Source organism: Nocardia sp. NPDC023733 (assembly GCF_040639775.1).
GTDB classification, from domain to species: domain Bacteria; phylum Actinomycetota; class Actinomycetes; order Mycobacteriales; family Mycobacteriaceae; genus Nocardia; species Nocardia rosealba.
In genome coordinates this window covers 2,408,991-2,430,476 of the sequence record NZ_JBFAAN010000001.1, presented here as the reverse complement: position 1 = coordinate 2,430,476, position 21,486 = coordinate 2,408,991, and the positions used below count along the sequence as shown (strand labels likewise).

The window sequence follows — 21,486 nt, the reverse complement described above, 5'->3', positions numbered from 1 at the left end:
TATGAACTGTCGCCGAAGCAGACGCCTGTGCGCCGTTGTCCAGAGGAGCGTCGAACGTGGTGTTCTCGGCGGTCGGGGTTCAGGACCCGAGCGATACCGCCGCTTCGGAGGTCTCGACCAGGAAGGTGAAGGTCTCCTGGAAATACAGCTGGACGGTCTCGGCGTCGTGGCTGAGGTAGCCGATAGAGAGGTCTTGGCCGATGGCGAGTTCGAAGTCGCCGCCGCGGGTGGTGAGGGCGAATCCGCCGGTGATGGCCGGTGCCCAGATGATCTCGCCGTCGATGAGCCGCTCGATGTGGGTGCGGATCGGGTGGCCGTGGTCGGAGGTTTCGCTGACCTTGGTGTAGAGGTCGGCGCTGAGCAGTACCGAATACGGTCCCTGGACACCGGCCAGGCGCAACTCGGTGAGGGCATGGGAAACGGCGTCGGGGATGTCGACCACATTGCCGGGCAGGGCGACGGGGGAATTGGAGGCGGCGGCGCGGATGCCGGTGATGCCGGCGGCGGCATAGCCTTCGAAGATCGCGCGGTCTTCGGCGAAGGCGATTTTCTGGGCGGCGTCTTTGAGGTTGTCGAGGTCGGCGTCGGGGGCGCCGCGTTCGATGTCGTCGAGTTCGGAGCGTCGCAGGGTGAAGGGCACCCGCAGTTCCACGAGCGGCTGCACCACGCGCTGGTGTGCCTGCACACCGTCGTCGGGGGAGTCGGCCGGGGTGAGCCTGCCCCGATTGAGCGCCGAATAGGCCACACCTCGGGGGCCGGACACGTCGACGACCCGGCGTCCGGCGATATTGCGCTTGAACGTGCGGGTGGCTTCTTCTTCGATCTGTGTCCAGGCCTCGTCGGTGATCGGCGCGAGTTCGCGATGCAGGTTGTTCATTCAGTTACTCCCTTTCATGGACCCGATGGAGAGCGAACCGTCCGAGACCACCGGGGCCGCCTCGGCGGCGATGACCGGAGCGAACTCGGGAACGTCGATATCGGCGTCTTCGTCGGCGACGGATGAAGGTGCATCAGGCAGATCGCCGAGGAAATCGGCGGACGGAGCGAAGAACAGACTGCCGGTGACAGCGGTCGAGAAGTCGAGAATACGGTCGTAGGGGGCTTCGTCGGTGCCGAGGAACATGCGCTCGAGCATCTTCTCCGGTACGGACGGCGTGGCGCAATAGGCGATGTAGTACGTGCCCAGTTGGCCGTCTCCGACGGTGCCGAACGGCATATTCGCGCGCACGATATCGTGCTCAACCCCGTCGGCATCGACGATCGTGTTCATGGTGACATGGGAGCTGGGTGGCTTCACATCGTCGGGCAATTCGTAATCGCTGAGTTTGGTCCGCCCGATGATGAGCTCCTGCTCCTCGATCGTCAGGGCATTCCATTCGTCGAGTGGGTGCAGGTATTTCTGCACGATCACGTAACTGCCACCGGCGAAGGCCGGATCCTCGTCGCCGACGAGAACTGCCGCCTCGGCCGCGCCGCCCTCCGGATTCGCGGTCCCGTCGACGAAGCCGAGCAGGTCGCGCTGTTCGAAGTAGCGGAACCCCGATGTCTCATCGACAACGGTCGCCGCGTCGCGCAGCCTGGTCGCGATCGCCATCGCCAATTCGTAACAGGTGCCCGTCATCTCGCTCCTGATGTGGAACAGCAGGTCGCCGGGGGTGGCGGGGCAGGAGTGCACCGGCCCGGCATAGCCGGGGAATTCGTGCAGCTCGGCGGGTACGGGACCGGTGAACAACCGGCCCCAGGCGCGGTGCCCGATACCGATGACACAGCTGAGGTTCTGATCCGGGGTGCGGAAACCGACCGACTTGCGCAGGTCGTCGACCTCGGCCAGGAGCTCGCGGACCGCAGCCTCACCGCCCTCATCGATGGTGGCGACGAGAAAGATCGCTGCCTGTGTGAGTGGAACGAGGACCCGCTGTGGCTCACCCATGGCGGTCAGCCTACGGCCCACCGATGTTCGGGATGTGCTTCATCGGTGCGTGTCAGGCAGTGTGTCCCCTTCGCCGGAATACGGCAATATCTGCCCCATGTTCGCTCGTCATACCAGCCGATCAGTTCTGCTCGTGCTCGGCGCGATCGCTGTGTTGTCCTTGGGCACCGGCGCGGCCGGGCCCGGCTGGGGGCCGCTGGCCGGGCCGAATCCGTTTCTCGGACCGACGGGTACGGCGACCATGCACGGCGACGCGGGATCGTCGGACGCGGTGCCGCACGCGGGACCCGGGCCGGGCGCGCGAGGTATCGGCGGGTACCCACTCGGGGCGGCCTGCCCGACCCTGCTGCAGGGCGCCGACGGGCTCGTCGTGGCGCTGTGTACGGCGGTGGCCGATCGCGCGCCGGTAGTGCACTTGATCGACCCGTCCGCCCGGGGAATTCCGGATACCGGGTCGGCGATGTCCGGCTCGCTCGCACAGTTGACTTTGGCCAAAGGTGGCCTGCTCGGCGGGGTGTACGCCTATCTCGACCACGCCGACCGGCTGGTCGTGGTCGACGGCAACCGCGCGCTCCTGCGGATCGCCCACGAACGCGGCGCCAGGGGATGGGAATTGCGGGTGGTGGAAGCCGTCGACCTGACCACGGCCATTCCGGCGGACGACGGTGTCACCGGCCTGGTGCCCGACTGGTCGGGCACCGTGTGGTTCGCGACGGAGAACGGCATCGTCGGCACAGTCACCGCGGCAGGCGTGATCGCCACGCTGACTCTGCCCGCCGAGGAGAAAGTGGCCAACAGCATCTCCTCCGCGCCGAGCGGCCGGGTAGCGGTCGCGACCACGCACGCGCTCTACGAATTCGGCACCGATGCTTCGGACAAGCCGGTGCGGCTGTGGCGCGCGGCCTACGACCGGGGCCCGGCCCGCAAACCGGGGCAGCTGTCGTGGGGCACCGGGTCGACGCCGACGTATTTCGGCCCGGATACCGGCGCCGACTATCTCACCATCGTCGACAACGCCGCCGATCAGGTGAAGGTGCTCGTATTCCGTTCCGGCAGTGGCGAACTCGTCTGTACCCGGCCGGTGCTCACCGAAGGCGGTGCGGGCAGCGAGAATTCGCCGATCGGCATCGGCGGCTCGGTCTTCGTGGCCTCCACCTACGGTTATCCGTACCCGGCGGTGCCGGAGGGTGCGGGTCCGGCGCAACCCGCAACGGCGCCGTTCACCGGCGGCATGACGCGCGTCGATGTGGACCGCGACGGCTGCCGAACGGTTTGGGAGAACACGGCGCGCAGTGCCGCGGTACCGCACATCTCGACAGCGGACGGGCTGATCTACACGGTCACCCGCGACGGCATACCGAACACGACACCCCTCGACGCCTACTCGTTCACTGTCATCGATCCCGAGGACGGCGCAGTGGTGGGCCGAAACGACCTGCCACCCACCATGCTCGCCGACCCGCTGCAAACCTCGCCGTTGATCCTGCGCAACGGCGAGGTACTCCAGGGAGTAACCACCGGCATCGTCCGAATCGGTCGCTGAATTCCGTCGGTGACGGGCTTCAGGCCGAGCGGGTGATGGTGACCTTCACGTTCTTCATGATCGGCTGATCGCTTTGGGTGCTGATGTCGCCGATCGCGCACAACACATTGAGTTCGGGCATGTATCCGGCCGCGCAACCGCGGGGGATGTCGTAGGGGATGACCTTGTAGTTGTGGACCGACCGGGTGCTGCCGTCGCGGGCGATGCTGGTGATATCCACGTCGTCGAATTGCGACAGGCCGCGTTCGCGCATGTCGTCGTCGTTCATGAAAACGAGGGTGCGCAGATTCTTGATGCCGCGGTAGCGGTCGTTGTCGGAATAGATGGTGGTGTTCCACTGGTCGTGTGAACGCAGCGTCGCCAGGCGCAGAATGCCGGGCTCCTGGGTCAGGTCGGGCAGATCGGCGGAGGAGAACTCGGCTTTGCCCGAGGGCGTGAGGAAGATCAGTTCCCGGGCCGGTTGCTTGATGCGGAAGCCGAGCGGCAGACGCACTCGCCGGTTGAAATCCTCGAATCCGTCGAGCACCTGCGACATGGTGTCGCGGATGCGGTCGTAGTCGGCGACATAGTAGTCCCACGGCGTCTTGCTCTGTGGCAGCGCGGCTTTCGCGATTCCGGCGATGATGGCCGGTTCGGACAGCAGATGCCGGGAGGCAGGCTTCTTCATGCCCTTGGACAGGTGGACCATCGCCATCGAGTCCTCGACCGAAGTCCGCTGTTCCCCGCCGCGCTGGATGTCTTTTTCCGTGCGCCCAAGGCACGGCAGGATCAGAGCTTCGGTGCCGTGCACGAGGTGGCTGCGGTTGAGTTTGGTGCTCACCTGGATGGTGAGGTCGCATTTGCGCAGGGCTTCGTAGGTGTAGGCGGTGTCGGGTGCGGCTAGCGCGAAATTGCCGCCCATCGCCATGAACACCTTCAGTTTCCCGGCCTGCATCGCCTCGATGGTGGCGACGACGTCGTAGCCGTCGGCACGCGGTGAGGTGATGCCGCAGGCCGCATCGAGCCGATCGAGGAACTGCGCCGCCGGCTTGTTGGCGATGCCGCAGGTGCGGTTGCCCTGCACATTGCTGTGCCCGCGCACCGGCGACGGCCCGGCACCCTCGCGCCCGAGATTGCCGCGCAACAGCAGCACGTTCACGATCTCGCGAACGGTGTCGACGCCGTGCTCGTGCTGGGTCACCCCGAGGCACCAGCTGATGATGCTTCGATCGGCCTCGCAGTACACGCGCGCGGCCTTGCGGACATCGTCCTCGGTGAGCCCGGACTGTTCCTCGATCGTCGACCAGGGCGTGGCCTCGACGACGGCGCGGTATTCCTCGAAGCCGTGGGTGTGGCGCTCGATGAACTGGTGATCGAGCGCCTTGGGATCGGATTCGGATTCCTCGAACACGGCCTTGGCGATGCCACGCATCAGGGCGAAGTCACCGCCGATGCGCGGCTGCAGGTTCAGTGTCGAGGTATCGGTCGTGCGGAACGTCGCCATCCGCAGGATCTCGTGCGGGATGATCGTGCGGGTCGCACCGGCTTCGACGAGTGGGTTGATGTGCACGATCTGCGCGCCCCGCCGGTCGGCCTCGGCGAGGGCGGTCAGCATGCGTGGTGCGTTGGAGGCGGCGTTGACGCCGAGGATGAACAGCGCGTCGGTGGTTTCCCAGTCCTCGAGGTCGCAGGTGCCCTTACCGGTCCCGAGGGCGGCTTGGAGCGCGCGTCCACTCGCCTCGTGGCACATGTTCGAGCAGTCGGGCAGATTGTTGGTGCCGAGTTCGCGGCCCATCAGCTGATAGAGGAATGTCGCCTCGTTGCCGAGCCGGCCCGAGGTGTAGTAGGCCGCCTGATTCGGGTCGTCGAGTTCGCGTAAGGCCTTGCCCGCCATCTCGAACGCGTCGTCCCAGCTGATCGGGACGTAATGGTCGGTGACCGGGTCGTAGCGCATCGGCTCGGTGAGCCTGCCCTGATTCTCGAGGTCGTGGTCGCTCCAGGTGGACAGTTCCGCCACCGAATGCTCGGCGAAGAATTCCCGTGTCACCCGTTTGTGCGTCATCTCCCACGTGACATGTTTGATGCCGTTCTCGCAGATGTCGAGATGAATGCCCTTGATCGAATCCGGCCACGCGCATCCCGGGCAGTCGAAACCACCGTTCTCGTGATTCATCTTCATGATCGCGCGGGTGCCGAGCAGCGGCTCTTTCTCCTGGCCGATCATGAATTCGGTGACCGCCTTCGCGGCGCCCCACCCGGCGGCCGGATGATGGTACGGCTTGAATTCCGGGGTCGCCGCGCGGTCGCGAGCACCGCTCGGGCCGTCGTCGGGGTCGAACTCTCCAAACGCATCGGTCATGACAGTCCCTTCGACGATTGCGAAGCCGGTCTTCCCGTCCGCCGGAATTCTCTCCCCGGAGAGCCACGATTCGAGGTAGGCGGGCCGTCACTATCGTCGCCGTTGCGCGCGGCCATGGCCAAGATCGACTTCCGACTGCTCGATAGGTGTGGCTTATCGTCGCCGCGTACGCCGTGAATTCGCCCGATGTGCCCGATTTCGGCCGGTTGACGCCCCCGGAGCGATTCATGCACCGTGGTCCGACGGGCGTGCCCGCGACCGACCCTCGGAGGAATCTTGCGCACCATGCTGAACCAGGCGCGCGCGGTGTTTCGGCGATTCGTCACCGAGATCGATCATCTGCCCGCCGCCCGCGTCTTCGTCGGCTTGGCGATCCCCGGTCTGATGCTCGTCGCCGCCGGACGCACCGACCTGCTCATCTACGCGGTATTCGGTTCCTTCACCGGCATGTACGGGTTCGCCGAAGCGCCGAGGCAACGACTCGCCCACCAGTGCGAGGCCGCCGTGATGCTGGTCGGCGCGGTGGGGGCGGGCATTCTGCTCGGTCGGCTGCACGCTCCGCCCGCGGTGCTGGTCGCGGCCGTCGCCGTGTTCGCCGCGGTGGCTTCGCCGGTCACCGACCGCCTCGGGTTGCGACCGGAGGGCCCGTTCTTCGGGATCTTCGCTTTCGGCGCGATCGCGATGGTGGCCGACACTCAGCGTCATCCGGTCACCGCGCTGCTGGTCTGCGCCGGCACCGCGATCCTGTGCGTCGCCGTCGGATACCTCGAATCCACCCGCAGAGTGCGGCGCGGTACGGCCACCGACGTGCCGACCCGGTGTCCACCGCACCGCCGTGGCATCGACTCGACGACCCAGGCGGGCCGCTACGCATTGGCGATCTCGGTGTCCGGCGGCATCGGTCTGCTGCTCGGTGTCGGGCATGCCAACTGGGCCATGGCCGGTGCGGCCGTGCCGTTGGCGGCGGCGACCTCACGCGACCGGATGACCAGGGGGATGCACCGGGTGATCGGCACCTTCCTCGGCCTGCTCGTGGCGACACCGCTGCTGATCCCGGGACCGAGCCCGGCGGTGCTCGGGCTCGCGATCATCGCGCTGCTGTATCCGACCGAGCTGTTCATGGCCCGCCACTACGCGCTGGCGCTCGGCTTCTTCACCCCGCTGATCATGGCGATGACCGAGCTCGCCGACCCGACCGATCCGCTCACCATGCTCACCGAGCGCGGTCTCGACACGGTGATCGGCGTGGCCGTGGGATTAGCTGTCGCATTGCTGATCCGGGATCCGGCCCCGCATACTGTCGTCATGGGACCGAACCCGGACAAGGCGCTCGAGATCGCCCCGGCGCGTAATGCGGCGGCCGACGCCCGAGACAACTAGGCAGACGTGCTCTTCCGTCAGCTCGAATACTTCGTGGCGCTCGCCAGGGAACGTCACTTCGCCCGTGCGGCCAAGTCCTGCTACGTATCCCAACCCGCGCTGTCCGAAGCGCTGCGCAAACTCGAGCACGAGCTCGGCGTGCCGCTGGTCCGGCGGGGACATACCTTCGAGGGGCTCACCCCGGAAGGGGAGCGGCTGGTCCTGTGGGCCCGGCGGATCCTGGCCGACCGCGACGCGCTCGAACACGAAGTCGCCGCCCTGCAAACCGGTTTGACCGGTGAATTGCGGATCGGTGTGATTCCGGCGGCGTCGAGCACCGTCGCCCTGCTCACCGACCCGTTCTGCGTCGAACATCCGCTGGTTCGGGTGCGGCTGGAAACCAAACTGCGCTCACTCGACATCGTCGAGCGCATCCGCCGGTACGAACTCGACGCGGGCATCATCTACGCGCAAGGGATCGATACCGGCGGGCTCACCCGCACCCCGCTCTACACCGAACGGCACGTGCTGCTCGCAGGCACCGAACTCCTGGCGGGACGCACCGGAACGATCACCTGGGCCGAGGCGCTGGAAATGCCGATGTGCCTGCTGCACAAGGAAATGCGGGGACGACAGCTCCTCGACGAGGCGCTCGCCGGGCACGGACTGCGCGCTACGCCGCAGGTCGAGACCGATTCCGTGGTCGCGTTGCTCGCGCATGTGAGCACCGGTCGCTGGGCGTGTGTCGTGCCGCAGCCCTGGCTGCGAACCTTGCCCGCGCCCGCCGGAGTTCGGGCACTCGCTCTCGCCGACCCGGTCGTCTCCGCCGAGATCGTGCTGGTCACGGCGGCGGGGGAGCCCGGCTCGGTACTGGCCAGGGCGCTGGTCACGACCGCTGGCGCCGCTCACCTGGACGCTGTGCTCGGCGAGCCCGCACCGGGCTGACCGACGATCACGCGATCGTCGAGGACCGTTGGGTACGCTGCACCGCCATGAGCAGTCCGTTGCTGTTGTCGGCGGTCACCCGCCTGCTCGGTTCTGTCGTGCTCGGTGCCGCGGCGGGAGCGGCCGTCGGTATCGGCAGCGGACCGGCACTCGGTGTGCTGACCGGTATCGCCACCGCCGCGTCGATTTTCGTCGTGGCCGGCTGGTTCGTGCTCTGGCCGATGGATGCCGAGCGGACCAGATCCAATGCCCGGCGCGAGGACTTCCAGCCGTTGATCGAGGAGACGTCGGTCGTCGTCGCCGCGCTCAGTGGGCTCGTCGCCATCGTCCTCATCCTCGTGCTCGGCAGATCCGCGCAAGGCCATATCGCGGCCGCGACGGCCCTGGGCGGAGTGTTCGCGGCATGGGCGGCCGTGCACCTGATGTACGTCGCCCGCTATGCCTACCTCTACTACGAAACGCCAACGGGCGGAATCGATTTCAATTCCGACGCACCGCCTGCCTATCGGGACTTCTTCTATTTCAGCTACAACCTCGGCATGACCTATCAGGTCTCCGACACCAACGTCACGAAGGCGGGGATCCGCTCCATCGTGCTCCGGCACTGTCTGCTGTCCTACGCCTTCGGCACCGTCATCCTCGCGACGACGATCAACCTGGTCGCGGGCATCGTCAGCGAATGAGCATCCGATGGCGGTGGACCGTCGCCAGTCGCTGCGCACCGGCGTAGACGTTCATCGAATCGCCGCGCAGGAACCCGACCAGGGTCAACCCGTTGTCGGCAGCGAGGTCCACCGCCAGCGACGACGGTGCGGATACCGCCGCCAATACCGGAATGCCCGCCATGAGCGCCTTCTGTACCAGTTCGAAGGATGCCCGTCCGCTCACCATCAGAACGGTTTCGCGCAACGGCAGCAGTGCGGCCCGCACGGCGGCGCCGATCACCTTGTCGACCGCGTTGTGTCTGCCGACGTCCTCACGCAGGTACAGCATCGATCCGTCGGCGGTGAACAGCCCGGCCGCGTGCAATCCGCCGGTGGTGTCGAACACCTTCTGCGCGTCGCGAAGCCGGTCCGGCAGGGTCGCCAGGAGTTCGGGCGGGCAGCGCACGGGATCGTCTGCCACCGACCAGGTCGCAGCGGTGCGCACCGCATCGAGGCTGGCTTTGCCGCACAGTCCGCAGGAGGACGTCGTGTAGAAGTTGCGTTCCAGCGACGGGTCAGGGGCGGCGACACCGGGTGCCAGGACCACGTCGACGATGTTGTAGGTGTTGGTGCCCTCGGCGGTCGCGCCCGCGCAGTAGCGGATTCCGGCGATCTGATCCGGCGATCGAACGACCCCCTCGCTCACCAGAAAGCCTGCCGCGAGGTCGAAATCGTTTCCCGGCGTCCGCATGGTCACGGTCAGCGGGCGGCCGCCTACCCGGATCTCGAGGGGTTCCTCGCTCACCAGGGTGTCGGGACGTTCGCTGTGGACGCCGTCCCTGATGCGCAGTACAGGTCGTCGCACGGTCACTCGTCCCACTGTGTTCTCCGCTTCTCTGGTCGGATCGCAGGCACTGCTCACCGGACAGTCAAGGGTGCCGGGCGATCCGCGTCAAAGTCGCCTCTCCGATCGGTCGACAACCGTGACTTATCGTCCCCGGACACCGGTTACGTGGTCTGCTTCCCGTCGAGAATGTCGGCGAGCACCGTCGCCTCGCTCATGTCGACGAGGATGCGTCGACCGTCGGCCGGTTCGGGGTCTTCGTAGATCCTGCGCACGCGAACATTCCGAGGCTTCGTCATGTGCTCTCTTTCGCCGGACGATGTAGGCGGAAGCTGCCGGTCACTGTATAGCGGGGGGCATCCCCCAGGACGGGATCGCGGCTGCACCGGATCTGTCGGCGAGTCGGGGCGGAACCGGATCCGGCGCTCTATGCTGCGGATATGGTGCTGCGCCATGGGGTGTACCTGCCGCCGTTCGGTGAGCTCGCCGATCCGCGGGTGCTGGCGGAAATCGCTGCCGAAGCGGAATCGGCGGGATTCGACGGCGTCTTCGTCTGGGACCACGTGGCGCGGGCCGATGAACCCGACCTCGCCGTGGGCGACTGCTGGATCGGTCTGGCCGCCGTCGCGGCCGCGACGACCAGGGTGGTGTTCGGGCCGAGGGTCACGCCGCTCTCGCGCAGGCGACCACACGATGTCGCCCGGGAGAGCGTCGCGCTCGACTTGCTCAGCGGTGGTCGACTGGTGCTCGGGGTCGGCCTCGGCTCCGACGCGACCGGCGAATTCTCCCGTCTCGGTGAGGTCGGTGGCGCACGTGAACGCGCGCGGTTGCTCGACGAATCGCTCGCGGTGATCACCGCGCTGTGGTCAGGGGAATCCGTGCACCACCACGGACCCGCCTACGAGGTGGACGGCCTGCGGTTCCTGCCACGACCGGTGCAACAGCCCCGCATACCGATCTGGGTTGCCGCGCAGTCGGTGCGGCAAGCGCCCCTGCGCCGCGCCGCGAGATACGACGGTCTGTGCCCGGAGGCGAGCCCGGCGCAACTGGCCGACATGCTCGACATCATCGCCGAACACCGCGGCGACTTGACCGGCTTCGACGTGGCGGTGGCCGCGAACGAGAACCGCGATGCCTACGAACGCGCGGGTGCCACTTGGTGGTTGCGTTCGCTGCCGATGATCGTCTCCCGCGCCGAGGCGCTGTCGGTCGTGCGGCGGGGGCCGTGACGAGAAGGGCGATGAGACAGCAGGGCTCGGCTACCCGCCAACGGCGGGTAGCACCGCATCGCAGGGAGTAGGGTCGATAGCTGTGGATTCGCGCGAGATCGATTCTTCGGTTCGGGTGCGTGGCGCCCGGGTCCACAATCTGCGCGATGTCGATGTCGACCTGCCGCGTAATGCCTTGGTCGCGTTCACCGGTGTGTCGGGCTCGGGGAAGTCCTCGCTGGCCTTCGGGACGCTCTATGCCGAATCGCAGCGCCGGTACCTGGAGTCGGTCGCACCGTATGCCCGTCGGTTGCTGAATCAGGTCGAAGCGCCCGACGTGGACGAGGTTTCGGGGATGCCGCCGACGGTGGCGCTGGCCCAGCGCCGGTCCACGCCGTCGTCCCGGTCCACCGTCGGCACGGTGAGCGCCCTGTCGAACACGCTGCGGCTGTTGATGTCGCGCGAAGGCGACTACCCGGAGGGGCCCGCGCGGACCGGGCCCGGGCACTATCCGGCGGGAACCAATCGACTGTACTCGGATGCCTTCTCGCCCAACACCGTCGAGGGCGCGTGTCCGCGCTGCCACGGGCAGGGCGTGATCCACGAAGCCACCGAGGAATCGATGGTGCCCGACCCGTCGCTGAGCATCAGGGAGGGGGCGATCGCGTCGTGGCCCGGCGCCTGGCAGGGCAAGAATCTGCGCGATGTGGTCGCCGCGCTCGGTTACGACATCGACCGCCCCTGGCGCGAACTCGACGCGGCCGACCGTGAGTGGATCCTGTTCAGCGACGAACAGCCGGTCGTCACCGTGCATCCCGAGCGTGAGGCCCACCGCATCCACCGCCCCTACCAGGGCACCTTCAGCAGCGCCCGCCGGCTTTTGCTCAAAGCGCACGCCGAATCCAAGAGCGACAAGACCCGGGCCAAGGCCGCTGAATTCCTGCACACCACCGTGTGCCCGCTGTGCCACGGACACCGGCTCAAGCCCGAATCACTTGCGGTGACCTTCGCCGGTTACAACATCGCCGAACTCGGTGAATTGCCGTTGCACGAACTGGCCGAGGTACTCCGGCCCTACACCACCGGCACCGGCGCGGTGGCCGTACTCACCCAGGACCTCACCTCCCGGCTGGACGTGCTGATCGAGCTCGGCCTCGGCTACCTCGGCATCGACCGGGAAAGTCCCACCCTCTCGGGTGGCGAACTGCAGCGCCTGCGGTTGGCAGGGCAGTTGCGGTCGGGGCTGTTCGGCGTCGTCTATGTGCTGGACGAACCCTCGGCCGGGTTGCACCCCGCCGACACCGCCGCTCTCACCACGGTCCTGCGCAGACTCGAAAAGTCCGGCAACAGTGTCCTTCTCGTCGAACACGACATGGATGTGGTGCGCCACGCCGACTGGGTGGTGGATGTCGGTCCGGGAGCAGGCGTCAACGGGGGACAGGTGCTCTACAGCGGGGAGGTGGCCGGTCTGCGTGCGGTGCCCGATTCGGTGACCCGGCGCTACCTGTTCGACGAGGTGTCGCGCGAACCGCGGGTGCCGCGCGTGCGCAGTGGCACGCTGGAGTTGCGTGGGATCGAGATCAACAACGTGCGCGGTGTCGATGTCGACCTGCCGCTCGGGGTCTTCACCGCCGTGACGGGGGTGTCGGGTGCGGGCAAAACCAGTCTGCTGCGGGCGATTTCGGCGGGTGCCGAAGCCGACCCGGTGGTCAACCGGGTGGTCGAGGTGGATCAGGCACCGATCGGTCGCACCCCGCGTTCGAACCTGGCCACCTACACCGGGCTGTTCGACACCGTCCGGTCCCTCTTCGCCGATACCGCCGCGGCGCGGGCGCGTGGTTACGGCATCGGCCGCTTCTCCTTCAACGTCGCCGAAGGACGCTGCCCCACCTGTCAGGGCGAGGGGTACATCACCGTGGAACTGCTCTTCCTGCCCAGCACCTACACCCCGTGCCCGGACTGCCACGGCGCCCGCTACAACCCCGAAACCCTCGAGATCACCTACCGCGACACGACGATCGCCGAAGTGCTCGACATGACCGTCGAGCAGGCCGAACCGTTCTTCGCCGACGTGCCCGCGGTGCACCGCGCGCTGCACACGCTCCTCGATGTCGGGCTCGGCTACCTGCGGCTCGGCCAGCCCGCCACCGAACTGTCCGGTGGCGAAGCCCAGCGGGTGAAGCTGGCGACCGAGCTGCAACGCACCCGGCGCGCGGGCACGCTGTACCTGCTGGACGAGCCGACCACCGGGCTGCACCCCGCCGACACCGAAGTGCTGCTCGCCCAACTCGATTCGCTCGTCGACTCCGGCGCGACCGTGGTGGTCGCCGAACACGACATGATCGTGGTCGCACAGTCCGATCACGTGATCGACATGGGCCCCGACGGCGGCGCCCGCGGCGGCCGGATCGTCGCCGAGGGCACCCCGAAGCACGTCGCGGCCGCGCCGGACAGCCGAACCGCCCCCTACCTGGCGCAGGTGCTGTGACCGCTCAGCTGAGGGTCTTCTGGGCGGCGGGGTCGAAGGGCTTCAGCTCGTCGAAGCGCCCGTCGAGAACCTTGCGGGCCCACTCGGGATCCTGGAGCAGCGCACGTCCGACGGCGACCATGTCGACCTCGTCGCGTTCCATTCGTTCGAGCAGATTGTCCAGGCTGCCCAGTTCGGCGCCGTGCCCACGGAAGGCGTTCAGGAAGTCGCCGTCGAGGCCGACCGAACCGACGGTGATCACCGGCTTGCCGGTGAGCTTCTTGGTCCAACCGGCCAGATTCAGGTCGGAGCCGTCGAATTCGGGGAGCCAGTAGCGGCGGGTCGAGGCGTGGAAGACATCGACGCCTGCCTCGGTGAGCGGGGCGAGGATCGCCTCCAGCTCCTGGGGTGTCTGCGCCAGGCGCCCGTCGTAGGCGTCCTGCTTCCACTGCGAATAGCGCAGGATCACCGGGAAGGTCGGCGAGACGACAGCGCGCACGGCCCGGACGACCTCGGCGACGAACCTGGTCCTGGCCACCGCGTCTCCGCCGTAGGCGTCGGTGCGGCGATTCGTGCGTGACCACAGGAACTGGTCGAGGAGATAGCCGTGGGCGCCGTGGAGTTCCACCCCGTCGAATCCGAGGCGTTCGGCGGCCGCGGCGGCGTCGGCGAACGCGGCGATCACGTCGTCGAGGTCGCGCTGGGTCATGGCGTGGCCCGCGCCCTCGGTGCCGTCGACGCGAATGCCGGAGGGGCCCATGGCCGGGGCGTCGGGGTAGGGCGCTTCACCGTGGTTGCGCACCATGCCGATATGCCACAGTTGCGGGACGATGGTGCCGCCTGCCGCGTGCACGTCGGCGGCGACCTTCGCCCATCCGGCCAGCTGGGCCTCGCCGTGGAAGCGCGGGACGCGATCGCTCTGTCCGGCCGACTCGTGCCCGACGTAGGTGCCCTCGGTGACGATCAGGCCGACCCCTGCCGCGGCCCGGCGGGCGTAGTAGGAGGCCACGTCGTCGCCGGGGATGCCGCCGGGAGAGAACATCCGGGTCATCGGGGCCATGGCGATCCGGTTGGGGACGGTCAGGCCGTTCAGGGTGACGGGTCGTGACAGGGCCTGCGTCGCACGGGCGGCGTCGGACACGGTGACGGTCATGAATTCTCCTGCTTACTTGAGAAGGTCGAAGGTTGAGAACTTCAAGCAATGTCGCCACCGTAGGTGGAGATATTTGAGGTCGTCAAGTTTCTGGCGCTAGGCTCGACTCATGTCAGACGTTTCCCGCGACGACCCCGACCAGCTCATGGAGCTGTTGTCGGTGTCGCTCGGCGCGTATTACGGAGACTTCACCGCGGCCGCGGCCAGCGAGCAGCTCACCGCCATCCAGGCCAAGACCCTCACCGTGCTGCGCCGTGGGCCCATCGCCATGCGAAGGCTGGCCGAGACCATGTACTGCGATGCCTCCAACATCACCGGCATCATCAACCGGCTCGAGAAGCGTGGGCTCGTGCGCCGGGAGACCAGCGCCGCCGATCGGCGCGTCACCCACCTCGTCATCACCCCGGAGGGTGAGCAGATCACCGACGCGATCCGCGCGAAGATGCACCTCACGCGGGCTGGTCTCGAGCGGCTCGACGCGGAACAACGCCGGACGCTGTCGGCGCTGCTTTCAGAGGTCTTCCGGACGTAGGGGACCTCAGTTGGCGTCGGCGCCGCGGGTGGCGACCCAGGTGGCGATCTGGGCTCGGTTCGACGAGCCGAGCTTGGTGAGAATGTTGCCCACGTGCGTGTCGGCGGTGCGGGGTGCGATGACGAGCCGGGCGGCGATCTCCTTGTTCGTCAGCCCGGTGGCGATCAGGGTCGCCACCTCGTACTCACGCGGGGTCAGCGGCGCGATGTCGACAGGATGCCGAGTCGCGGGTTCACGGTGCGGGGTCAGCGCGAACTCGAAGGCATCGGCGACCGGCATGGCCTGCCCGGCCAGGAACGCGGTTTCGAAACGGTCGTCGCCGAGTGCCTGGATCGACGCGTCGCGAAAGAGGGTGTGCGGGCGCACGAGGATGACGTCGGGGTCGGAACCCAGCTGCTCCCACGCGGCCGCGGCGACACCGAACAGGGTGGCGGCGCGCAGGTGCTGGTTGCGTGCCGAGGCCACCCACGCCAGCGTTTCCACGTGATAGGCGTCGCCGAATCTGCTGCCCCACCGGCGCGAGATCCGCAGGGCGGTGTGGCCGGCTCGCTCGGCCGCGTCGGGATTGCCGAGCATCACCTCGATCAGCGAAATGGCGAACAGGTAGAGCCCGCGATAGTAGTAATCGCCGTGCTCCTCGCAGAGCCGCACTGCCTCGCGTAGCTCCTGGAGGCGACCGGCGGGGTCGGCGGCGGCGGTCGCCAGCGCGTAGATGTTCCACGCCCCCATCGACTCACGCAGGTGTCCGTGGCTGCGCAGGGTGTGAGTGGCCTCCGAGGCGAGGGCGGCCGCCTGCTCGTTGTCCAGGTCGATCTTGGCCGCGGCGGACCGGGCGGCCTTCGCGAGGGCGATCACGACCGGATCGCCGGAGCGCGCCGCCTCCCGATCGGCCTGGTCGAGTTCGCGATAGGCGCTGTCGCGGTCGGTCATCCAGATCGAATGCAGGGCGAGCACCGCCCAGCCGCGTGCAGCGTGCGGCGAATGCGGCACCGCGTGCAACGCACGCTGCAACCAGACCTTCACGAGCTGATCCGAGCCCGCCATCCGCCAGAACTCGTCCAGGCAGGCCGCCATCTCGAGCGCGGTCTCGGCCTCGCCCGGCGTCTCGAGCGACCATTCCAGCGCCAATCGCAGATCGAGTTGGCAGACCTGCAACCGACGCACGTGTTCGTACTGCTTCTTGCTGAAGAATTCCCGGTCGGCCAGCAGGATCACGTCCCGGAACCAGTCCCGGTGCCGACGGGCGACGACCTCGGTCCTACCTTCCTCGGTCAGCTTCTCGGCGCCGAACTCGCGCACCGGCCGCAGCAGGCGGTAGTGCGTGATGTCGTCGCCGCGCCGTTCCAGGATCGACTTGTCGACCAGCGAATCGACGACGGAAACCACGGGCGCGGCCGAACGCGTGTCGGCGCAGACGTATTCGGCGGCTTCCAGCTCGAACCAGTCCTGGAAGATCGACAGCCGCGCCCACACCTGCTTCTCGTCGTCGGTGCACAACCGGTAGCTCCAGTCGACCGTGTTGCGCAGCGTCTGGTGCCGGTCGGGCATCCCGTGTGTCCAGGCCGTCGGCAGCGTCAACCCGCACGACCAGCGGGCGATGACCTGCGCGGGCGACAGCGAGCGATGCCGGGCCGCCGCCAGTTCGATGGCCAAGGGGATCCCGTCGAGCAGTCGGCACAGGTGGGCGATGTCGGCGGCGTTCGACTCGGTGATCCGGAAATCGGCGCGCACCGCTCTGGCCCGGTCCACCAGCAGGGCCGCCGCCGGGTACGCGGCGATCCGGGCGGGATCGTCGAGCCCCGGTGGCGGTACGGGCAGCGGCGGCAGCCGGTAGACCTGCTCGCCCGCCACGCTGAGTGTCTGCCTGCTGGTGACGAGCAGGGTCACCCCGGGGCAGGTCGCGAGCACCTGGATGACGAGGTCGGCGCAGCCGTCGAGCAGATGTTCGCAGTTGTCGAGGACCAGCAGCGGTGCCCGGCGAACCAGATGGTCGAGTACCCGTTCGGTCGCCGACTCGCCGGTCTTGATCCGCAACCTGAGTGCGGCCGCCACCGCTGTGCCGACCTCGTCGTCGTGGCGCAGCCCGGACAGTTCCACGAAGTAGACACCGTCGTCGTAATCGGCGGCGAGCTGCCCGGCGACCTTGCGGGCCAGGCGGGTCTTGCCGAGTCCGCCCTGGCCGGTGATGGAGACCAGGCAGCCGTCGTCGAGCAGGGCACGCACCGCGGCTACCTCGGCATCGCGGCCGAGGTAGCTGGTCGCCGCCGGGTCGAGCGTGCTTCGAACCATCTGCCGTTCCGGGTCGTACCGGACGACACGTGCTGTCGATCCGGCTCACGAGTGTGATCGGTTTCGGCGATCGTACTCAGCCGTCGTCCCGGGAGCGGCACGAATTCACCGATGTCCGCACTCAGCTCAGCGCTTGCGCCTTCGCGTTGTGCAGAACCCTCGTCCACGCGGCGTCGGTGCACAGGCCGCAGTCGGCACCGAGGAACCGGGCCTTCGCGGCGGTGTCACCGAGCAGTTGGTACTTCAGCCAGTCGGCCATCACCTCGGCGTATCGTCCCCAGACCAGGTGGCCGGCACCACCGAGTTCGGCGAAGATCGCGGGTACCTGGTCGGCCTTCTCGAACAGGGGCATGACGATGCCGTCGGCGTCGACGATACGGTCGGCCTCCCCGGCCAGGAACAGCGCGGGGCCGACCATCTTCCCCGGAGCCGCCAGCGGGCCGGGCTGCAGGGCGAGCACGGTGCGCACCATCGTGTCGGCGCCCGCGTTGATCGCGCCCGCGCCGCCCTGGGAATGACCCGCGGCCGCCACCTGGTCGGTGGCCACCTTGCCGGTGTACGCGTTGCCCGGTGTGTCGTTGCGCCGCAGCAGTTCCCGTCCGCCCGCCAGCATCTCCGCGCCCGAGTTCGCCATCGTGGTGTTCGCGGCGACGACGATGAAACCCGCTGCGGCCCAGGGCTTCAGGAGCGTGTCGGCGTAGACGCCCGGCCCGGCGCCGGTGCCGTTGCCCCAGAGCACCACCGGATGGCGGGTCGTGCCGAGATCGGCGGGACGGTACACCGTGTGGTCGGCCCACTTGTCGACCGTCACGGCACCCACCGGGTCGGCCACCTGCGACGAACCGGCCGACCCGGCCGACGGAGGGCTCGCCACAGCGGGCGCGGCCGCCAGCAGGCCGGTCACCGCGACCGCCGCCAGGGTTGTGCATCGGAAAAACATCGTTGTCCTTTCCTACGGTGCCGCGGTACTACGCGGCCGGATCGTGCAATCCCGACACCACGAGCGCGGAGCGCAGGTACCACAGATCGGCGCACCGGGTGGCGTCGTAGCCGGTGAGTTCGGCGATGCGCTTGATGCGGTAGTCGATCGAGTTGGTGTGCAGGTGCAGCATGGTTGCGGTGCGACGCCGGTTCAGGTTGTTGGCGACGTGGCAGCGCAGCGTTTCGAGGAGTTCGGGGTGTCCGGTCAGCGGCTCGAGCACGGTCGCGAGGTGGTCGCGGGCCGGACCGGGCCGGGTGAGCTGGTATTCGAGCGCGTAGTCGCTGAACCGGTGCACGCCGCCCCTGCGGCCGAGCCGCCGGACGATCTCGAGCAGTTCGTGCGCGCACTCGGTCGCGTCGGCCACCTCGTCGAGGTCGGACAGCACGACCGCCACGGTGACCTGACGACCGGCGGCGCGGGTGAGCGCGGCCGCCACGACGTCGATGTCGGCGTCGATGTGGCCCGGCACCAAGGCGGTGCCCCCGCGCGTGGACAGCGCGACCAGGCACTCACCGTCGCATCGGCGGTCGAGTTCGGCGCGCATGCGGGTGATGGCGCGCCGGGCGCGCACCCGCTCGTCGACCCCGTCGACGGGCCCGTCCGTCGGTTCGCCCGCGATACTCAGCGCCAGCACCCAGTACTCGTCGGCCAGTTCGACGCCGCAGTCGCGGGCCACGGCACGCGAGTGGGTACCCGCGATGACCTGGTTGGCCAGTGCGTCTTTGGCGTGTTCGGAGCGGCCCGCCAGTTCCAGGGTGTACCGCACGTAGGCGCTCGCGACCGTCGTGGCGGTGTGCTTGAGCAGGTCGACCACGTCGACCTGCGCTCCGGTCAGATCGACGGCGATGCGCGCACAGCGGTGCACGGCGTGCAGGATCGCCTCCACCCCGATGCCGTCGCGTGCCCATTCGACGGTGGAGTGTTCGAGGCGAGCGAGCGGGACGGTCGTGGCCGACCCGGAGCTCGTGGCCGCGATCAGATCGAGGCACACCAGCCCGATGTTCCGGATCTGCTGTGGGCGCAACATATTCCGTCCTGCGCGGCCATCGGTGAAGGCCGTCCGTACCAGGCGGTCGATCGTCGATTCCGCCGCGGTGTGCGCCGTTGCCGATCTGCTCAGGACGGCGGTTCCGGAGGGTGTCCGATGTGGCATTCGTCGAGCGTGCCGGGTGGAGCACGCCGGGACATCGGTAGAACTGCGTATCTCTGCGCACCGAGGTGCGTATTCGGCTCCGCCCACGAATCGACGGGGTTCACCGGGAGGCCTTCCGTTCGCCGGCGACCGCGGCTTCGGGGCCGTCGATGAGGGTGCCGGGAATGACCACGATGGCGCGCACCCCGCCGTACGGTGACTCGGCCAACCGCACCGACACCGCGTGGGTGCTCGCGAGCTGGGCCACCACGAACAAACCCATGCGCGAATCGTGCGACAGTGCCGCGAACCCGAAATCCGGTGGAGCGGCGAGCAGGGAGTTGTACCGCTCGAATTCGGCTTCGGTGAGGCCGATCCCCTGATCGGCGACCTCGACCGCCAGGCCCTTGCCGACGACACCCGCGCTCACCTCGACCATCGTCGCGGGCGGGGAGAAGGCGGTGGCGTTGTCGACGAGTTCGGCGATCAGGTGGATCAGGTCGGCTACCGCCGCTCCGTACAGCCGCGCGTCGGGCACGCCGCCGACCCGCACGCGCACATACTCTTTCGTCTCACCCACCGCGCTGCGCAGCACATCCACCAGCGGCACCGGTGTGCTCCACCGTCGCCCGGGCCTGCTGCCACCGAGGATCAGCAGATTCTCGGCATTGCGTCGTGCGCGGGTCGCCAGGTGATCGAGCTGAAAGTACACCTCGAGCAGGGCCGGGTCCTGTTGCTTGCTTTCGGCCTCGTCGAGGATCTCGAGCTGGCGGTGTACCACCACCTGACTGCGATGGGCGATATTGACGAATACCGAGCGCACCCCCTCCCTGGTGCGTGCCTCCTCGACCGCCGCCCCGACCGCTACGGTCGCCGCCTGTTCGAAAGCGGTTGCGACTTCACCGATCTCGTCGGTGCCGAAGTCGAGGATCGGGGCGAGTTCGGTGCGCTCACCGGCTTTCGCCCGCCGGATGGCCTTGGGCAGTTCGGTGTCGGCCACCTCGAGCGTGGCGTCGCGCAACCGCCGCAATCTGCGGATGATGCGGTCGGCCAGCACCACCGCGATCAGCATGGCGACCACACTGCCCACCAGCACGACGGCCCCCGCCACCCACGCGGACCGTTCGGTGCGTCGGGCGGCCTCGACGGCACTGCCACGGGCGCGGTCGAGATGATCGGAATAGGCGGCGAAGAGTTTCGTATTCACCTCGGCGGCGGCATCCTGCCACTGTTGCAGCGAGAGCGGCAGGTCCGGTGTCCGGGTCCGCTCGTGGGACGCGAGCCGTTCGGCGAGCGCCGCCTCCATCGTCGAAATCTGTTGCCACGCCCCGGAAGCCACGATCTCGGCGAGCAGCCGGTTGCGTGGCTCGCCGAATTCGGCGATCAGGTTGGTGATCTCGGCCTTGTAGAAGCCCACCTGGGTGGTGAAGTCCTCGAGCGGGAATGCCCGCCCGTCCGAACCCCAGAGCGCGACTCCGATCGCATTGCCCCGCGACATCGCCTCGGTCGCGGCGAGCAACCGCACGGCCTCGGCGATCCGCGTGGCGAACAGCGGGTCCGGCGCCACCTGCTGTGCGCGCCGGAAACCGGTGTGGAACAACGCGAACGGGCCGTTGAAGTACTGGTACACCTCGACCGGGCCGAGCGCGCGCCCATCGATACCGGCCCGTACCTTCGTGATGGTCTCCTGGAACTTCGCGTGCGCGGCCGGGATGTACGGTGACGGTTCGTGCCTGCGCGCATCCGCGCGCACCAGTGCCTCGAACCCGCGGTCGACCCGCGCCCGCGCCGAGACCAGCTCCGGCACGATCTCGCCGGTGGTGAGCTTGCGCAGCGAGAGCATCCGCTCGACCTGGGCGGCGGCGCCGAGTTCGGATGCGGCGGGCCGGATCTGCTCCAGGTCGTCGATCCACTGCCGGACCTGAGCGCTGTCGCGCACCAGGTCGCCTGCGGTGAACATGCCGAGACCGAGCAGGGTGAGACTGGGAATGAGCGCGATCGCGAGAATTCTGGTGCGAACGCCGAGCCGTGCCGGGAACATCGAGCGAACGTAGGCGCGCGCCCCGCACCCGGTACGGCCTATGTTCCGCTTTTTGTGCCGGAATCCCATCCGCACTGTG

17 protein-coding genes are annotated in these 21,486 nt (G+C 68.1%); 7 read left to right on the top strand and 10 right to left on the bottom strand.

Annotated elements, in window-relative coordinates; translation table 11 throughout:
• Nucleotides 1-79: 79 nt before the first annotated feature.
• Both AB0F86_RS11320 and AB0F86_RS11315 read right to left on the bottom strand, forming a co-directional pair.
• Nucleotides 80-877, bottom strand: a complete 798-nt coding sequence (locus AB0F86_RS11320) for a family 1 encapsulin nanocompartment shell protein (protein ID WP_356983646.1) — start codon at nucleotides 875-877, stop codon at nucleotides 80-82.
• Nucleotides 878-1,930 (bottom strand): Dyp-type peroxidase, encoded by a 1,053-nt coding sequence (locus tag AB0F86_RS11315; protein ID WP_356983643.1) that lies wholly within the window; start codon nucleotides 1,928-1,930, stop codon nucleotides 878-880. It lies immediately after the preceding gene.
• Nucleotides 1,931-2,027: 97 nt separating this feature from the next.
• Between AB0F86_RS11315 and AB0F86_RS11310 the strand changes: the two genes are divergently transcribed.
• Nucleotides 2,028-3,473 carry a hypothetical protein gene (locus AB0F86_RS11310; RefSeq protein WP_356983642.1) on the top strand — a complete coding sequence of 482 codons (1,446 nt, stop codon included), beginning with the start codon at nucleotides 2,028-2,030 and terminating at the stop codon, nucleotides 3,471-3,473.
• Between the two features lie 19 nt (nucleotides 3,474-3,492).
• Here AB0F86_RS11310 and AB0F86_RS11305 read toward each other — a convergent pair whose 3' ends face one another.
• Nucleotides 3,493-5,811 carry an FdhF/YdeP family oxidoreductase gene (locus AB0F86_RS11305; RefSeq protein WP_356983640.1) on the bottom strand — a complete coding sequence of 773 codons (2,319 nt, stop codon included), beginning with the start codon at nucleotides 5,809-5,811 and terminating at the stop codon, nucleotides 3,493-3,495.
• A gap of 285 nt (nucleotides 5,812-6,096) precedes the next feature.
• Between AB0F86_RS11305 and AB0F86_RS11300 the strand changes: the two genes are divergently transcribed.
• From AB0F86_RS11300 to AB0F86_RS11290, 3 genes are read left to right on the top strand one after another with little or no spacing between them, the layout of a single operon-like run.
• Nucleotides 6,097-7,191: an FUSC family protein gene (locus tag AB0F86_RS11300; RefSeq protein WP_181698693.1), complete on the top strand. Its 1,095-nt coding sequence runs from the start codon at nucleotides 6,097-6,099 to the stop codon at nucleotides 7,189-7,191.
• A 6-nt stretch (nucleotides 7,192-7,197) separates the two neighbouring features.
• On the top strand, nucleotides 7,198-8,115 hold the full coding sequence (locus tag AB0F86_RS11295) for a LysR family transcriptional regulator (protein WP_356983638.1): 918 nt from the start codon (nucleotides 7,198-7,200) through the stop codon (nucleotides 8,113-8,115).
• A 47-nt stretch (nucleotides 8,116-8,162) separates the two neighbouring features.
• Complete coding sequence (locus AB0F86_RS11290) at nucleotides 8,163-8,798, top strand: DUF1345 domain-containing protein (RefSeq protein ID WP_356983636.1); 636 nt, start codon at nucleotides 8,163-8,165, stop codon at nucleotides 8,796-8,798.
• Here the strand turns inward: AB0F86_RS11290 and fdhD are convergent.
• Entirely contained in the window at nucleotides 8,788-9,639 is an 852-nt protein-coding gene (gene fdhD, locus AB0F86_RS11285; RefSeq protein WP_356983634.1) for a formate dehydrogenase accessory sulfurtransferase FdhD, read from the bottom strand. The genes AB0F86_RS11290 and fdhD overlap by 11 nt on opposite strands.
• Nucleotides 9,640-9,767: 128 nt before the next feature.
• Entirely contained in the window at nucleotides 9,768-9,902 is a 135-nt protein-coding gene (locus tag AB0F86_RS11280) for a hypothetical protein (protein ID WP_356983632.1), read from the bottom strand.
• 141 nt (nucleotides 9,903-10,043) lie between these two features.
• On the opposite strand from AB0F86_RS11280, the gene AB0F86_RS11275 reads away from it, so the two are divergent.
• Nucleotides 10,044-10,832 (top strand): LLM class flavin-dependent oxidoreductase, encoded by a 789-nt coding sequence (locus AB0F86_RS11275; RefSeq protein WP_356983631.1) that lies wholly within the window; start codon nucleotides 10,044-10,046, stop codon nucleotides 10,830-10,832.
• Nucleotides 10,833-10,914: 82 nt separating this feature from the next.
• Nucleotides 10,915-13,299: an excinuclease ABC subunit UvrA gene (locus tag AB0F86_RS11270; protein WP_356983630.1), complete on the top strand. Its 2,385-nt coding sequence runs from the start codon at nucleotides 10,915-10,917 to the stop codon at nucleotides 13,297-13,299.
• A 4-nt stretch (nucleotides 13,300-13,303) separates the two neighbouring features.
• Here the strand turns inward: AB0F86_RS11270 and AB0F86_RS11265 are convergent, their stop codons facing one another.
• The gene (locus tag AB0F86_RS11265; RefSeq protein WP_356983628.1) at nucleotides 13,304-14,431 is read right to left on the bottom strand and encodes an NADH:flavin oxidoreductase; all 1,128 of its coding nucleotides are present in this window, start codon (nucleotides 14,429-14,431) and stop codon (nucleotides 13,304-13,306) included.
• Nucleotides 14,432-14,540: 109 nt separating this feature from the next.
• On the opposite strand from AB0F86_RS11265, the gene AB0F86_RS11260 reads away from it, so the two are divergent.
• Entirely contained in the window at nucleotides 14,541-14,963 is a 423-nt protein-coding gene (locus tag AB0F86_RS11260) for a MarR family transcriptional regulator (RefSeq protein WP_356983626.1), read from the top strand.
• A 6-nt stretch (nucleotides 14,964-14,969) separates the two neighbouring features.
• On the opposite strand, the gene AB0F86_RS11255 is transcribed toward AB0F86_RS11260, so the two are convergent.
• From AB0F86_RS11255 to AB0F86_RS11240, 4 genes are all read right to left on the bottom strand, one after another.
• On the bottom strand, nucleotides 14,970-17,252 hold the full coding sequence (locus AB0F86_RS11255) for a LuxR C-terminal-related transcriptional regulator (protein WP_356983624.1): 2,283 nt from the start codon (nucleotides 17,250-17,252) through the stop codon (nucleotides 14,970-14,972).
• A 121-nt stretch (nucleotides 17,253-17,373) separates the two neighbouring features.
• The gene (locus AB0F86_RS11250; protein WP_356983622.1) at nucleotides 17,374-18,192 is read right to left on the bottom strand and encodes an acetylxylan esterase; all 819 of its coding nucleotides are present in this window, start codon (nucleotides 18,190-18,192) and stop codon (nucleotides 17,374-17,376) included.
• 28 nt (nucleotides 18,193-18,220) lie between these two features.
• Nucleotides 18,221-19,261, bottom strand: a complete 1,041-nt coding sequence (locus AB0F86_RS11245) for a helix-turn-helix domain-containing protein (RefSeq protein ID WP_356983621.1) — start codon at nucleotides 19,259-19,261, stop codon at nucleotides 18,221-18,223.
• Nucleotides 19,262-19,487: 226 nt separating this feature from the next.
• Nucleotides 19,488-21,407 (bottom strand): nitrate- and nitrite sensing domain-containing protein, encoded by a 1,920-nt coding sequence (locus AB0F86_RS11240; RefSeq protein ID WP_356983619.1) that lies wholly within the window; start codon nucleotides 21,405-21,407, stop codon nucleotides 19,488-19,490.
• Between the last annotated feature and the right edge of the window lie 79 nt (nucleotides 21,408-21,486).

Bases quoted from the DNA above. Each gene is read 5' to 3' on its own strand.
- AB0F86_RS11255 (WP_356983624.1), bottom strand. From the start codon at position 17,252: ATGGTTCGAAGCACGCTCGACCCGGCGGCGACCAGCTACCTCGGCCGC.
- AB0F86_RS11310 (WP_356983642.1), top strand. From the start codon at position 2,028: ATGTTCGCTCGTCATACCAGCCGATCAGTTCTGCTCGTGCTCGGCGCG.
- AB0F86_RS11320 (WP_356983646.1), bottom strand. From the start codon at position 877: ATGAACAACCTGCATCGCGAACTCGCGCCGATCACCGACGAGGCCTGG.
- AB0F86_RS11250 (WP_356983622.1), bottom strand. From the start codon at position 18,192: ATGTTTTTCCGATGCACAACCCTGGCGGCGGTCGCGGTGACCGGCCTG.
- AB0F86_RS11290 (WP_356983636.1), top strand. From the start codon at position 8,163: ATGAGCAGTCCGTTGCTGTTGTCGGCGGTCACCCGCCTGCTCGGTTCT.
- AB0F86_RS11265 (WP_356983628.1), bottom strand. From the start codon at position 14,431: ATGACCGTCACCGTGTCCGACGCCGCCCGTGCGACGCAGGCCCTGTCA.
- AB0F86_RS11315 (WP_356983643.1), bottom strand. From the start codon at position 1,930: ATGGGTGAGCCACAGCGGGTCCTCGTTCCACTCACACAGGCAGCGATC.
- AB0F86_RS11245 (WP_356983621.1), bottom strand. From the start codon at position 19,261: ATGTTGCGCCCACAGCAGATCCGGAACATCGGGCTGGTGTGCCTCGAT.
- AB0F86_RS11305 (WP_356983640.1), bottom strand. From the start codon at position 5,811: ATGACCGATGCGTTTGGAGAGTTCGACCCCGACGACGGCCCGAGCGGT.
- AB0F86_RS11300 (WP_181698693.1), top strand. From the start codon at position 6,097: ATGCTGAACCAGGCGCGCGCGGTGTTTCGGCGATTCGTCACCGAGATC.
- AB0F86_RS11275 (WP_356983631.1), top strand. From the start codon at position 10,044: ATGGTGCTGCGCCATGGGGTGTACCTGCCGCCGTTCGGTGAGCTCGCC.
- AB0F86_RS11280 (WP_356983632.1), bottom strand. From the start codon at position 9,902: ATGACGAAGCCTCGGAATGTTCGCGTGCGCAGGATCTACGAAGACCCC.
- AB0F86_RS11260 (WP_356983626.1), top strand. From the start codon at position 14,541: ATGTCAGACGTTTCCCGCGACGACCCCGACCAGCTCATGGAGCTGTTG.
- AB0F86_RS11240 (WP_356983619.1), bottom strand. From the start codon at position 21,407: ATGTTCCCGGCACGGCTCGGCGTTCGCACCAGAATTCTCGCGATCGCG.